Source organism: Halomonas sp. LES1 (genome assembly GCF_031846005.1).
Classification (GTDB): Bacteria; Pseudomonadota; Gammaproteobacteria; order Pseudomonadales; family Halomonadaceae; genus Halomonas.
This window is the reverse complement of sequence record NZ_JAVRGC010000002.1, coordinates 600,603-615,362: the sequence shown is the minus strand read 5'-3', so window position 1 is coordinate 615,362 and position 14,760 is coordinate 600,603. Positions and strand designations below refer to the sequence as shown.

General features: G+C 64.8%; 9 protein-coding genes. 5 read left to right on the top strand and 4 right to left on the bottom strand.

The window, feature by feature from the left end:
• Positions 1 to 19: 19 nt before the first annotated feature.
• Genes RM463_RS07055 through RM463_RS07045 form a run of 3 tightly spaced genes read left to right on the top strand, consistent with a single transcriptional unit; the run spans position 20 to position 3,891 of the window.
• A complete protein-coding gene (locus RM463_RS07055; RefSeq protein ID WP_311429534.1) occupies positions 20 to 817 on the top strand; it encodes an ethylbenzene dehydrogenase-related protein in 798 nt (265 codons plus the stop codon).
• A gap of 13 nt (positions 818 to 830) precedes the next feature.
• Complete coding sequence (locus RM463_RS07050; protein ID WP_311429533.1) at positions 831 to 1,958, top strand: P-loop NTPase; 1,128 nt, start codon at positions 831 to 833, stop codon at positions 1,956 to 1,958.
• Between the two features lie 46 nt (positions 1,959 to 2,004).
• Positions 2,005 to 3,891, top strand: coding sequence for a hypothetical protein (locus RM463_RS07045; RefSeq protein ID WP_311429532.1), 1,887 nt, complete (start codon positions 2,005 to 2,007; stop codon positions 3,889 to 3,891).
• 143 nt (positions 3,892 to 4,034) lie between these two features.
• On the opposite strand, the gene RM463_RS07040 is transcribed toward RM463_RS07045, so the two are convergent.
• The 3 genes from RM463_RS07040 to RM463_RS07030 all read right to left on the bottom strand — a co-directional run bounded on the left by RM463_RS07040 (position 4,035) and on the right by RM463_RS07030 (position 8,993).
• Complete coding sequence (locus RM463_RS07040) at positions 4,035 to 5,636, bottom strand: phospholipase D family protein (RefSeq protein ID WP_311429531.1); 1,602 nt, start codon at positions 5,634 to 5,636, stop codon at positions 4,035 to 4,037.
• 136 nt (positions 5,637 to 5,772) lie between these two features.
• Positions 5,773 to 7,257, bottom strand: coding sequence for a cysteine--tRNA ligase (gene cysS / locus RM463_RS07035; RefSeq protein ID WP_311429606.1), 1,485 nt, complete (start codon positions 7,255 to 7,257; stop codon positions 5,773 to 5,775).
• Between the two features lie 11 nt (positions 7,258 to 7,268).
• Positions 7,269 to 8,993: a glutamine--tRNA ligase/YqeY domain fusion protein gene (locus RM463_RS07030; protein ID WP_311429530.1), complete on the bottom strand. Its 1,725-nt coding sequence runs from the start codon at positions 8,991 to 8,993 to the stop codon at positions 7,269 to 7,271.
• 297 nt (positions 8,994 to 9,290) lie between these two features.
• On the opposite strand from RM463_RS07030, the gene RM463_RS07025 reads away from it, so the two are divergent.
• Positions 9,291 to 9,785, top strand: coding sequence for a peptidylprolyl isomerase (locus tag RM463_RS07025; protein WP_195687596.1), 495 nt, complete (start codon positions 9,291 to 9,293; stop codon positions 9,783 to 9,785).
• Positions 9,786 to 9,863: 78 nt separating this feature from the next.
• A complete protein-coding gene (locus RM463_RS07020; RefSeq protein ID WP_311429529.1) occupies positions 9,864 to 10,622 on the top strand; it encodes a UDP-2,3-diacylglucosamine diphosphatase in 759 nt (252 codons plus the stop codon).
• Here RM463_RS07020 and RM463_RS07015 read toward each other — a convergent pair.
• Positions 10,603 to 14,619: an EAL domain-containing protein gene (locus tag RM463_RS07015; RefSeq protein WP_311429528.1), complete on the bottom strand. Its 4,017-nt coding sequence runs from the start codon at positions 14,617 to 14,619 to the stop codon at positions 10,603 to 10,605. The two genes, RM463_RS07020 and RM463_RS07015, sit on opposite strands and share 20 nt — an antisense overlap.
• Positions 14,620 to 14,760: the final 141 nt, after the last annotated feature.

The following is a 14,760-nucleotide window of genomic DNA, read 5'->3' as shown; positions in this document are numbered from 1 at the left end:
CCTTGCGAGGAGATTTGCCATGACAACGCGTTTCATTCTTCACGGCACCATGGCGTGTGCCCTGGCGCTCGGCACGGCCGCTGCCTGGGCCGACCATACAGAGATCAATCCCAATATCACCGAGATCAAGCCGGGGGATAGCGTCCAGGCGGCACGCCTGCCCGACAATATCTATCTGCGCACCGAGGATGACCCGGATGACATCATCTGGGATCGACTGCCGATGTATCGCACCGAGCTGTTCCCGGCCCCGCCGGTCCACCAGTCGGTCAAGCTGCGCTTCGACGAAGGCGCCAACCGCAGCAAGCATCTCTACTTCCAGGTCGCCCGCTCCAGCGAACGCTTCTATGTTCGGCTGCAGTGGAAGGATGACAGCCAGGATACCGACACCACCGTGGACAGCTTCCGCGACGGAGTGGCCATCCAGTACGCCATCGGCGATACCGATACCTCCTACATGATGGGGTCAGGCCCGGAAAACCCCGTCAACATCTGGTACTGGCGTGCCGACGACACCGACCGGGTCGAGAACCTCGCCGCCGGTGGTTACCGCAGCACCACCACCCTCGACGAGCAGCATGTCACGGGGGCGGGCGCCTACTACCCCGATGCCATCGAGCAGGACAGCCTGTGGCGGGTGGTGATGTCGCGCCCCCTGAGCGCCGACGGCGAGTATGACGTGGACCTCGCACGCGAGCAGGTTCCGATCGCCTTCGCCGTCTGGCAGGGTAGCGACAACGAGCGCGACGGCAACAAGCGCGTCACCCATACCTGGATCCTGCTGGATACCGGCCTGGAAGGCGCTTCCGACAGCTGAGGAGTTAGCGACGATGTCAGTTTCCCACTTTCCCTCCCACGACCCGCTGGCGCTGGCGCCCGAAGAGTGCGGCCGCGGTCATGCCTGCCAGTTCTGCCCGGATGAGGCGACCTGCCGGCTGGAGAAGGGACATCACGAGAAGCAGCTGCTCGAGTCGCGCCTGGCGCGGATCGGCCAGATCATCATGGTGATGGCCAACAAGGGGGGCGTGGGGAAGAGTACCGTCTCGGCCAACGTCGCCGCCGGCCTTGCCGCTCGCGGCTACCGCGTCGGCATCGCCGATGCCGATATTCACGGCCCCAACCAGAGCCGTTTTTTCGGCTTCGTCGGCGAGCGTGTGCGAATCGACAAGCGTGGCCTTGGCCCCCGCGCCTTTCGCACCGAGGGCATCGACCACCCCATCCAGGTCGGCTCCCTGGCCTTCATGATGGAGAGCGACGACACCCCCATCGTCTGGCGAGATGCCTACAAGCACGACTTCATGCACCATCTGATCGGCTCGTTCGACTGGGGTCCGCTGGACTTTCTGGTGATCGACATGCCGCCGGGCACCGGCAACGAGCTGATCACCCTGGCCGACCTGCTCGAAGGGCATGACGTGGCGGCGCTGCTGGCCACCACGCCTCAGGAAGTGGCGCTGATGGACAGCCTCAAGGCGGTACGCTTCTGCCAGGAGCGCGGCATGCCACTGCTCGGCGTCGTGGAGAACATGGCGGGGGTCACCTGTCCCCACTGTGGGGGTGAGTTCCACCTCTTCCCGCGTGCTCACCTGGCCGCGGCACTGGCCGAGGTCGGCGTGGACTCCCTGGCGCAGATTCCCCTGTCACCGGCCCTGGCCAGCGGCTCCGATGCCGGGCGTCCCATCGTGCTCGATGACCCTCAGGGCGCCGAGGCGCGCGCCTTCATGCCCGCGGTGGAGGCGTGTATCGCACATGCCAGCGAGACCTTCGCCGCCGCCGCCGTCGACTCCCTGCAGGCGCTGAGCCAGCACCCGTCGATGTCTGATGAGCTGTCGGGGGATCTGGAAGCGGCACTGGCAAGCGTGCCCGACGACCAGCGCGACGCCCTGCGTGCGGAGCTGGATGCCCTGCTCGGCGCCGGTGGGACGACATCCTCGGACAACGGCGACGCCTCCCGCTAGCCCCGGACGCTACACCAAACCACTGACTCTGCGAGGACGCTACACCATGCCCCAGGCCCGCCATGGCGATAACGCCCAACCCGATCGCCGCCGCTTCTTCAGCCAGCTGCTCGACGGCGCCCGCTCCCGCACGCCCCGGCGTGCCCCCTGGCGCCGGGTACCCGAGGTTGGCGCGGGTGACGGTGATGTGCTCTGGTCCGGCTGGGCCGGCGCCGGCGAGGTATTCGTGGTCGGCGACGAGGGGATGGTGCTGCGCTACACCGGCGCCCCCGACGCCGCCGGGCAGCAGTGGGAGCGCATGAGCGTGCCCACCAACCTGCCGCTGCACGGCCTCTGGGGGCCCAGCCCCGACCGCCTGATCGCGGTCGGCTGGATGGGAACCATCCTGCATTACGACGGTGCCGAGTGGCACCAGCAGCGCGGAGGCATCGTCGATGACGAGGGGCGCTTCGCCCCCTGCAGCGAAAACACCCCGCTCTTCGCCATCGACGGCAACGCCGCAGGCGAGGCCTGGGCGGTGGGCGATGACGGCATGATCCTGCACTACGACGGCGGCGAGTGGCACCGGGAGGCGAGCCCGACACGCATCAACCTGCGTGCCGTGGCCTGTGCCCCCAACGGCACCGTCTACGCCGCCGGTGGCGAGGGGACGGTGCTTCAGCGCAACCTGGAGGGCCGCTGGCTGGCCCTCGACTGCCCCCTGAGTTCGGGGTTTCAGGCAATGGTGCTGCTGGCAGACGATGAACTGCTGCTGGGCGGCGGGCGCTACTTCGTCGATCAGGGGGGCTTTCGCGGGGAGCTGGTACGCTACCGCCATGGCGAGTTCCAGGCACTGACCTTCGAGACGCCGATGCCGCGCCTGCGGGCGCTGAAGGCCTACAAGGAGGGCGTGCTGATCGTCGGCGACCAGGGCCACCTCTACTACTTCAAGGAGTTGCGTCTCGATCGCCTGGAGAGCAACAGTCACCACGACCTGATGGATATCATCACGCTACCCACCGGCGAGGCACTGGCGGTGGGTGACTTCGGCACCATCATGACCGCCGCCCCCGACTTCACCGCCGCCCTGGCGCCACCGCCGGCGGCGGCGCAACCGAGCCCCTGGGCCGCCATGGCCTCCCCCACCGCCAATCAGCTGTGGGGCATCCACGAGGCCGGTGACGGAACCTGCTACGCCTGCGGCGAGGCGGGCACCGTGCTGCGGCTCGACGCGGATGGCTGGCGCCCCCTGCCCGCTCCCAGCGAGCTTGCGGTGCACTGCCTGTGGGACAGTGGCAAGGGGCTGTTTGCCGCCGGACAGCTCGGGCGCATCTACCGCTTCGATGGCAGTCGCTGGCAGCTGCATTTCGATCTGCATCTCGACCTCACCATCCTCTCCCTGTGGGGCACCGGCCCCGACTCGATCTACGCGGTCGGCGACGAGGGCTTGATCCTGCACTTCGACGGCCTGGGCTGGAAGCGCATGCCCAGCGGCACCCAGTCGGCGCTCTACAGCCTCCACGGCTGGGACGACCGGCACCTGCTGGCGGTCGGCGACTTCGGCCTGGTGTTGCGCTACAACGGCAAGGAGTGGGGCGAGTTCAACGTCGGCACCGAGAACTTCCTGTACGGGGTCTGGGGACCGACGCTGGATGATATCTATACCGTGGGTCTCTCCGGCACCCTGGCCCATTTCAACGGCCAGCGCTGGCAGCTTCAGCCGACCCGCCTGCGCGATGACCTGCTGGGAGTGGCCGGCTCCCCGGCCGCCGGCGCCTTTGCGGTGGGCACCCGAGGGCGCATCCTGCGCCTGGAGGAGGGCCAGTGGCTGACCGAGCCCAGCGGCAGTGATGTCGGCCTGCGCGCCATCTGTGCCACGCGGGATGGCGGCGTCTATGCCGTGGGCGATCGCGGCACGATCCTGCGCCGCGACTCCCGGCGCCATGACGCTTAGCCCTCTGGCCATTGAGATCACCGCCACTGACTCAGGGAGCACAGGGAGATAGCGGAGCAGCAGCGCCGGTCGCTTAGCGGTCGGCGCTGCTCAGATCGCCAAACAGGATCTCGATCAGCGGCTTCTCATCCCCGGCCTGCCCTCTACAGCAGCCACTCGATGGGCAGCCAGGACATGACCTTCACAGCGGCTCGGCGCAGCGGCCCGGTATTGGGTTCACTATCGTGAACGACGTTACCCTCCTGGGTTTGCTCATGCCACACCAGATGGCCATCATCGGCCAGCTTGACCCGGTAGCTCTGCTCGGACACCCGGTTATCAAAGGCGTCATCCATTGCCTTGGCCAGCGCTGGACTCTCGATCAGGAAGCCTATCTCGGTATTGAGGCGCGCCGAGCGGGGGTCGAAGTTGAACGAGCCGATAAATACCCACTCCTCATCGACGGCGAATGTCTTGGCGTGCAGGCTCGAACCGGAGCTGCCAAAACGCCCGAAGGGGCTGCCATGCGTTATCACATCCATGGCGCCGCTGCGCTTCAGTTCGAAGAGCTCTACCCCGGCGTCGAGCAGATCCCGGCGACGCTTTGAATACCCGGCATGCACCGCGGCAACGTCCGTGGCCTCCAGGGAGTTGGTCAGCACCCTGACCCGGACCCCCTGTTCCGCCAGGCCCGCCAGCCACTCCGTGCCCTCCTCCATGGGCACGAAATAGGGGGACACCAGATCCAACTGGCGCCTCGGCGCGCCGAGCAGATCGCCGAGGCGAGTGGTCAGAAGCTCCTGCTCCTGAGCCTCTCCCAGCCCCTTGGATGGGTCATCGCTTACCATCCAGGTATTGGCCCACTCGAAGGCCAGATCACCACGGACCAGCCCACTGACCAGACCGTTCGCCTCCAGTGCCGCCAGATAGCCCTGTGAGCTCGGCAACCCACGCGCCTGCTCCGCCTCGGCGGCCATCTGCGCCAGCCCCTCCCTGCCGACACTCTCCAACAACCGGCTCGCCGGGTAGGACGACTGGCTATGCCAGTAGCGGTCAAAGTCCTCGGAAACGTCTTGCACGACCGGTCCGATCGCCATGACATCAAGGTCGGAGAAGAGCACCCCGCTGGTGGCACCGAAGTACTCGTCACCGACGTTTCGCCCACCGATGATGGTGACCTGGTTATCGATGGTGAATGACTTGTTGTGCATGCGGCGATTGGCGCGGGAAAAATCGGTCACATAGCCGATGGCCCGAGGCGAGCGCACCACAAACGGATTGAAGAGGCGTACTTCGATCCCCGGGTGCGCATCCAGGGCGGCCAGGGTCTCGTCCAGCCCCACCGTATTGTTATCGTCCAGCAGCAATCTGACCCTGACACCACGATCGGCGGCACGCCGCACGGCATCGAACAGCAGGCTGCCCGCGGTATCGTTGTGCCAGATGTAGTATTGCAGATCGAGGGTCTGCTCGGCGGCCTCTGCCAGCAGCATTCTGGCGGCGAACGCCTCGTAAGCATCACTCAGCGGGTAGATGCCGCTACGCTCAGGGTGTCGATCCACCCGGTCGCGGACCAGCTCGCCCAGAGTGGTATCACGCGCCTGCTCGAGGGGCAGCGCCCGGGTCATGCTCCGTCCCTCCAGCGAGGGCAGGGTACAGCCACCCAGCAACAGCCCAAGCACCACGCTCAGCACCAGTCCCCTGACGACTCGCCCCTCGGGCATCGGCGGCTTGCCAAGCGCCTCGAGACTGATCGAGTCTCGCACCGACCTCTTCGGCTTCATGACCATGACAGACCCGCAGCAATAAGATGTATAAAAACATAGACGCCCGGCCCCTTTCGGCGGGCCGAGCGTCTACAGGATGACCTGACTCGATGGCACCCGAGGCTCCCGAGCCAGGCTAGGCTTGGGGCCTCTCGAACACCCAGCCGGTACCCTCGCGGGAGTCCTTGAGGATGATGCCCAGGGCGGCGAGCTCGTCGCGAATCCCGTCAGCGGTGGCGAAGTCCTTGGCCTTCTTGGCCGCGGCGCGCTCGTCGATCTTCGCCTGAATCTCCGCTTCCGAGAGCGGCAGCTCACCGGCCCCCGCCTTGAGGAAGAGGGCCGGGTCCTGCTGCAGCAGCCCCAGTATGCCGCCCAGCCGCCTGAGCTCGGCGGCCAGGGCCGGCGCCTGGTCGGGGGCCTCCTTCTTTGCGCGGTTCAGCTCGCGGGCCAGGTCGAAGAGCACCGAGAGCGCCCCGGCGGTATTGAAGTCATCGTCCATGGCCGCGCTGAAGCGCTTGTCGAAGTCGCTGACCACGCCCTCGACCACCGCCCCGGCACCGCCGAGTGCCGCTGCCTCTTCGCGGGACTGCCCGTGGTAGGAGCGCCCTTCTCGCGACAGTCCGTCGAGAGAGTGCCCTTCGAGAGACAGCCCGGCGAGGGAGTTGTAGAAGCGCTCCAGCGACTTGCGGGCATCGGCCAGGGATTCCGGCGCGTAGTTGATCGCGCTGCGATAGTGACTGGCCACCAGTAGGTAGCGCACCACCTCGGGATCATGGTGCTCGAGCACCTCGCGGATGGTGAAGAAGTTGCCCAGCGACTTGGACATCTTCTCGTGGTTCACCCGCACCGCGCCGGCGTGCATCCAGGTATTGACGAAGGGCTTGCCGTTGGCCGCCTCCGACTGGGCGATCTCGTTCTCGTGGTGCGGGAAGGTCAGGTCCGGTCCACCACCATGGATATCGAAGGTCTCGCCCAGGCAGCACTTCGACATGGCCGAGCATTCGATATGCCAGCCGGGACGCCCCTCGCCCCAGGGCGAAGGCCAGCTCGCCTCGCCCGGCTTGGCGGCCTTCCAGAGCACGAAGTCGAGGGGATCCTCCTTGTGCTCATCGACCTCGATGCGGGCACCGGAACGCATCTCGTCGAGATCACGGTTATTGAGCTTGCCGTAGCCCTCGAAGCGTCGTACCCGGTAGTAGACGTCGCCATTGTCCGCGGCATAGGCGTAGCCCTTGGCCATCAGGGTCTCGATCATGGCGATGATGTCGTCGATATGTCGAGTCGCCCGAGGCTCTTGATCCGGCGCCAGCACCCCGAGGCGCGCCTCGTCCTCATGCATCGCCTCGATCATGCGCTCGGTCAGCGACGCGATGGTCTCGCCATTCTCGTCGGCCCGGCGCAGGATCTTGTCATCGATATCGGTGACGTTGCGCACATAGGTCACGTCATATCCCCTATGACGCAGGTAGCGGGTAATGACGTCGAAGGCCACCATCACCCGGGCATGGCCCAGGTGGCAGTAGTCATAGACGGTCATGCCGCAGACATACATCCGCACCCTGCCCGGCTCGATCGGCGTGAAGGGCTCCTTGCGGCGTGTCAGCGTGTTGTAGATCTGCATATCGGTCATGCTCAGCCCTTGTTCTGCGCGTCTTGCTTCCGGGACTCTTTCTTCTGCGTCTCTTTCTTCAGGGTCTTGGCCCAGCTGTCCTTGAGGCTCACGGTGCGATTGAACACCAGCTTGCCTTCGCCACAGGCATGGCGGTCGGCGCAGAAGTAGCCCACACGCTCGAACTGGAAGCGACTCTCGGGCTCGACCCCGGCCAGGCTGGGCTCACCGATGGCCTGACACACCACCAGCGACTCGGGATTCAGATGCTCGAGGAAGTCGGCATCCTTGTCCTTGTCCGGCTGCTCCTCGAGGAACAGATTGTCGTAGAGACGCACCTCCATGGGCACCCCGTGCTCGGCGCTGACCCAGTGGATCACACCCTTCACCTTGCGGCCTTCGGGGTTCTTGCCCAGGGTGTCGAAGTCCACCGAACAGCGCAGCTCGGTGATCTCGCCGGCCTCATCCTTGACCACCTCGTCGCAGCGGATCACGTAGGAGTTGCGCAGCCGCACCTCCTTGCCCGGCGCCAGGCGGAAGAACTTCTTGGGTGGCTCCTCCATAAAGTCGTCCCGGTCGATATAGAGCTCGCGGGTAAAGGGCACCTTGCGCACGGGCATATCGTCCCGCGCCGGGTGGCCAGGTACCTCGTAGGTCTCCTCATGCCCTTCGGGCACATTGGTCAGTACCACCTTGAGCGGCTTGAGCACGGCCATGGCGCGTGGCGCGTTGTCCTCGAGGTCCGAGCGGATGGCGTGATAAAGCATGGCGATCTCGACCAGGCCGCCATCGGCCCGGGTCACACCGATCATTTCGCAGAACTTGCGGATCGAGGCCGGGGTATAGCCGCGGCGACGCAGCCCGGAGATGGTCGGCAGGCGCGGGTCGTCCCAGCCATCGACGATCCCCTCATCCACCAGCAGCCTGAGCTTGCGCTTGGAGGTCAGGGTGTAGTTCAGGTTGAGCCGGGCAAACTCGATCTGGCGCGGCTTCGCCGGCACCGGCAGGTTGTCGAGGAACCACTCGTAGAGCGGCCTATGATCCTCGAACTCCAGGGTGCAGACGGAGTGGGTGATCCCCTCGATGGCGTCGGACTGGCCATGGGTGAAGTCGTAGGAGGGGTAGATCTTCCACTTGTCGCCGGTCTGGTGATGGCTGGCATGGCGAATGCGATAGAGGATCGGGTCGCGCAGATTGATATTGGGCGAGGCCATGTCGATCTTGGCTCGCAGCACCTTCTCCCCCTCGGCGAATTCGCCCTCGCGCATGCGCTCGAGCAGGTCGAGGTTCTCGTCGGGTGAACGCTCGCGATAGGGGCTGGGGCGGCCCGGCTCGGTGAGGGTACCGCGATACTCGCGGATCTCGTCCGGCGAGAGGTCGTCGACATAGGCCTTGCCTTCACGCACCAGATGCTGCGCCCAGGCATAGAGCTGATCGAAGTAGTCGGAGGCGAAGCGCACGTCGCCCACCCACTGGAAGCCCAGCCAGCTGACATCCTCCTTGATCGCGTCGATATAGGCCTGCTCCTCCTTGGCCGGGTTGGTGTCATCGAAGCGCAGATGACAGTCACCACCGAATTGCTCGGCCAGGCCGAAGTTGAGACAGATCGACTTGGCGTGCCCGATATGCAGGAAGCCGTTGGGCTCCGGCGGGAAGCGGGTCACGATCTTGCCGTCGCGGCCGGCCTCGATCTCGTCACGAATCTGGTTGCGAATAAAGTTCGGCGCGCTGGTGGTGTCGGTGGTCATGGTTGGGAAAACAACCTCTGGTTGGGGTGCGGTCCGGGGGCCGTTGACTGTGGCCTTCACTGCTCGGGGCTTTTCCGGCGACGAGCCTGCGAGGAGGCGCTGTGAACCCCTCCCTGGGCGCTACCGATGCCATCCCTGGCATAGGACCTCCTCTTCGGCTCATCCCCGGCGCCCCTCGCCGCGGCGATCCAGGCCATCATCAGGCTAGCTTCGCGCAGCGAGGCAAAACCGGTATTATAGCGCCACGTCCATGGGCAACGCCAAGGCAGCGCCCCTTTATTGCACAGGAACTTACGCATGATCGTACTGCAGACCACCTTCGGTGACATTCGTGTCGAGCTCAACCACGAGAAGGCCCCCAAGACGGCCGCCAACTTCGAACAATATGTGCGTGAGGGCTTCTACGACGGCACCCTCTTCCACCGTGTGATCGAAGGCTTCATGGTCCAGGGTGGCGGCTTCGACGAGAACTTCGACCAGAAGCCGACCCACGCCCCCATCGAGAACGAGGCCGACAACGGCCTGGCCAACGAGATCGGCACCCTGGCCATGGCCCGCACCCAGGATCCGCACTCCGCTACCGCCCAGTTCTTCATCAACGTCGCCGACAACACCTTCCTCAACCATAGCGGCAAGTCCATCCAGGGCTGGGGCTACTGCGTCTTCGGCCGTGTGGTCGACGGCATGGACGTCGTCGAGAAGATCAAGAACGTCGACACCACCCGCCGCGGCATGCACGCCGATGTGCCCGCCGAGGACGTGGTGATCAAGAAGGCCTACATCGAGGAATAAGCCTTCCGTCCTGCCCCCAGCTGGCGCCCGCCCCGTGCGGGCGCCTTGCTCTCTGCTGCCAAACCGGGAACTCTCCATATGGCCACCCTGCTGATTTCCGACCTGCACCTGCACCCTGGCGCCCCCGAGATCACCGAGGGTTTTCTGCGCTGGCTGGAGGAGCGCGCCCATGGTTCCCACGCCCTGTATATCCTGGGTGACTTCTTCGAAGCCTGGATCGGCGATGATCTGCTCGATCTGGTTGGCGTCGACCCCACCGGCAATGCCGATCTCGCGGCCCGTATCGCCACGGCACTGCGCCGCCTGGCCGACGACGGCACCGAGATCTACCTGATGCATGGCAACCGTGACTTCCTGCTCGGCGAACGCTTCGCGAGCGAAGCCGGCGCCACCCTGCTGGCGGACCCTACCGTTGTCACCCTCGGGGGCAGCCCGGTGCTGCTGATGCATGGCGACAGCCTGTGCACGCGCGACGAGGCCTACCAGGCCTTCCGCGCCCAGGCCCGAGATCCGCGATGGCAGAAGCAGGTGCTGTCGATGCCGATCCAGGAGCGTATCACCCTGGCCAGGCAGCTTCGTGATCAGTCCGGTGAGGCCAACTCCAACAAGGCCGAGGACATCATGGACGTCACCCAGGATGAGGTCATCCGGGTCATGGCCGAACAGGGTGTCACCACCCTGATCCACGGCCACACCCACCGCCCGGCGGTGCATGAGCTCGAGGTCGATGGACGGCCGGCCCGGCGTATCGTGCTGGGTGACTGGCAGCCGACCCTGGGTTGGGAGGTCGTCATCGAGGAAGAGACCGGGCCGGCGCTCAGAGAGGTGACCCTGTGAAAGGTGCCCCTGTCCCAAGGCTGACACCGGCACTCCCCCGCCTCTTCTGAAGGAACTGCTGAAGCCTCTCGAACGACATCGGCCTTGCCAGCAGGAACCCCTGGAACAGATCACAGCCATGAGACCGCACCAGCTGGTACTGGCTGTCGGTCTCTACCCCCTCCGCCACGACCCTGAGTCCCAGATGATGCGCCATGGAGGTGATGCCCTGGGCAAGAGAGGCGTCATCGGCATTGCGATCGATCTCGCGAATGAAACTGCGATCGATCTTGACGGTATCGACCGGCAGGTTTTTCAGATAGCTCAGACTGGAGAAACCGGTGCCGAAGTCATCGATCGCCACCTGAACCCCCATGCTTCGCAAGGCGTCCAGGGCCTCGATGGCGCTGTCGGTTTCACTCATCAGGATGCCCTCGGTCAACTCGAGGGTCAGCCACTCGGCAGGCAGCCCCGTGAGCGACAGCGTGTCCGCCAGAATGGCGAGAAAGTTGTCACGCTGGAACTGCAGCGGTGAAATATTCACCGACACGCCGAGTGAGCTCATGCCCTGCCGGCGCAGCGCCTCCATGTCCCGACATGCCCGCGTCAACACCCAGCGACTGATGGGGATGATCTGCCCCGTCTGCTCGGCGATGGGAATAAACGTCGCCGGCGAGATATCGCCCCGCTCGGGATGCGACCAGCGCAGCAACGCCTCCAGCCCGACCACCTCGCCATCGCGATCGAACAGCGGCTGATAGTGAAGCTCGAAGGAGTCCGTATCGATCGCCTCCTGGAGCTCGCTACGCAGGGCGACGCGCTCACTCACCCGCTTGGTGATCTCGGGAGTGAACCACTGGTAGGTATTGCGCCCCTGCTGCTTGGCGCGATACATGGCCATATCGGCCTGCTGAATCAACTCCATCGGTCGGGTATGGCGATCGACGTTGACGGCGATCCCGATGCTTGCCGTCAAGTGCAGCTCGTGCCCTTCGATGCGATAGGGTCGCGCAACAAGATCCAGCAAGCGCTCGGCCACTTCCATCGCTCGCTGCTCATCACCCGGGTCATTGAGCAGCAACACGAATTCATCGCCACCGAAGCGCACCAGGGTATCCTCGCGACGTACCATCTCCGTCAGTCGCCTGGCGAGCTTCTGCAGAAGCTGGTCACCGATGGCATGGCCGAGGCTATCGTTGATCGGCTTGAAGCCATCGAGGTCGATAAACAGCACACACAGCCACTTGCCCTCGCGGTTCGCCAGCGCCAGATCACGGGGAAGACGATCCTCCAGAACGACACGGTTCGCCAGGCCGGTCAGCACATCGTGACGGGCGTGATAGGCCAGCTGGCCCTCATAGGCCATGCGCTCGGAGACATCATGCTGAATCCCTACATAGTGGGTAACCTGCCCGTCCTGGTCACGGATCGGCGAGACATACAGCTCGTTCCAGAAGGTGCCGCCGTCCTTGCGGTAGTTGCACAGTGTTACATGGGCTTCCTGCTGACTGGCCAGCCTATCCCGCAGCTCCTGTAACGCCCCGGGGTCGGTATCCGGGCCCTGTAGAAAGCGGCAGTTGCGCCCCAACACCTCCTCCCGGCAATAACCGCTCATCGCCTCGAATGCTCGGTTGACATAGGTCATCGGCATATCGGGCTTGAGGGCATCCACGATCACCAGACCATTGACGCTGACCTCGACGCCCTGCTCGAGGATGCGCAGGCGCATCTCACTCCTTCGACGCTGGGTGATATCCTTGGCGATACCGAAGACACCGCGAATACTCCCATCCACGATGATGGGCAGATTGGTCAGATCCAGCTGTCGCGCTTCCCCACTCCGGCCCACCACCTCCAGCTGATAGCGTTGCGCCTCGCCCTTCAACACCTGGTCGAAATGGGACTGGATCCTGGACATCTCCTGGGGTTGCACGAAGCGTGAGTAGTGAGCCCCCCGTATTTCATCGAGACGGTAGCCCGTCACCTCCTCGCAGCTGGCGTTGGCACTGATGAAGTAGCCCTGCATATCCAGGGAAAACACCGCATCGGGATTGTAGGAGAATAGCGAGCGGTAGCGCTGTTCACTCTCCTGCAGAGAGCGGCGGTCATGGTCACGCTCGATGGCCAGGGCGACGATATCCACCGCCTGACGAACCAGGCCAAGCTCATGTTCGGTGGGCCGTGCATGCTCGCGTGAATAGACCGCGAAGGTGCCGAGCACTCTGTTGTCTCTCGAGAGAACGGGATAGGACCAGCAGGCAAGCAGCGAGTGCTCCCTTGCCAGCGCCTGGTAGCCTCGCCAGGCGGGGTCACCGGGAAGGTCATCGCACACCACCAGCCTGCCGGTATGGGCGGCGCTGCCACAGGCACCCACTCCCTCCGCAATGGGAACGGACCGTATCGCGGCCCGATACGCCTCCGGCAGGCGGCGGCCTGCCGCCAGCTCGAGACGGGTGCCCGCCTGGTTGGCCAGCATGATGGAGCAGAGCCGTTGCGGTAGCTGCTCTTCCAGCATCTCGCAGACCGCCTCGAGCGGGGCGTCGAGCGGGGCCTCTTCGGCGATCATGGCCTGGATGGCCTGCTGGCGAACCAGGTGCTGCCGCGAATGGTCGAGTTCCCGGGAGCGGTCGGCATTGAGTCTTGCCAGCCCCAGGCTCAGTGTCAGAAGGAAGCTGAGCACCAGCCCACCCAGCCCAACAAACGCCGGCACTCCTAGTGCCATCGGCCACAGCGATGGCATGGCCGAATGAATATCGAGGCGAAGCCTGACGCCACCCGGCAGCCCGATACTGCGCGACAGCATGCGAGGCGTTTCCGTCAGGCCCCTGGGGGTCACACCCGGGGCCGCCACCCGCAGCAGCGTCTCGCCGCCATGGAGCAACGCCACCTGAAACGTGGAAAGCGATACATGCAGCTCACTCTCGAGCAGCCGGCCCAGATGGATCGACGCGACAAGGCGATAGTCATGCCGGGGTATGCCGACCACGACCAGTGCCTGCCTGGGGTGATCGACATCGGGCAACAGCATGATTGGCTGGCTGAAATCGGAGGCATCCCACTCCTCCACGAGTGGCCGACCGGCCTGCTGCCTGAGCCACCGCCTCGCCTCGGCATCCCCCCCTCGAAGCCACTGCCAGCGACCCTCACGGGTGATCACACCGAAGGCGCTGAGGCTCGAAAGGTCACGCAGATAGCTCACCTGGTCGTACCGCGCGACCCTGCCACCCGATCCATGACTCGAGGCATTCAGACGCTCGGCCATGCGCCTGAGGGACTGCAGACGCGAGCTCACCGCCCTCTCGGTGTCCAGGCGAGCCGTCTCGAATATCAGCTCGGCACGACCGGTCTCACGCACCAGCTGTTGCCAGTTCAGCAGATACCAGGAGGCACTGCTGATGGCGACGCCCAGCAGGCAGGCGCAGAGGGTCCTGGGCCCGATGTAGAGCCTGCCGTGCACCGGCCGGTAGCCGGCGACCAGCATGGCGGCTCCGAGCAGCAGGGTGAACAGCGCCAACACTTCGGAGTAGGCTGCCCCCGCCGGCCACCCCTTCAGGCTACCGCCGAATAGCGTCCATAGCGCCAGGGCGCTGATTCCCAGCAGCAGCATGCCGGCGATTCGCCACAGTTTCCTGAGCCATGGTCGCCTCATGCCCAGCAACAGACAGGGCGCAACGGCCAGCATCAGGGAGGCTTCCAGCGCCCCCAGGGTGACACCCGCCTGCAACCAGCCGGTAGTGGTTCCAGGGGACTCACCCAGGCCGCCCTCCACCAGGGTGTCAATCCCCAGGCCGGCCATGGCGATGCCGGCAATGACACGCAGGCCGGGCTGGCGAAGCCAGACACCAAGCAGACCGATGCCGGTGAACAGCGATGCGAGGGCGGTATCCGTCGCAAGCAGTATGGGCCCCGACAGATGCAGTGAGTTCGTTACAAGTGCCACGCCCCCCATCAGCATGAAGGTGGTGGAAACCACCATCAGCCAGGTGTCGAGGGCGATCGAAGCTGTCTTGAACTGCATATATCGAAGGCTCTTGGAATTAATATATTAAATCTTGCTTCTTTGACTTGACGCTGGCAATGCCCCCATCGCAGGGGGGAATACCATAAAAAGAGAGCCCCCTGCGAGATCATGGCTCGCAGGGGGCTGTCAATTGGCGGC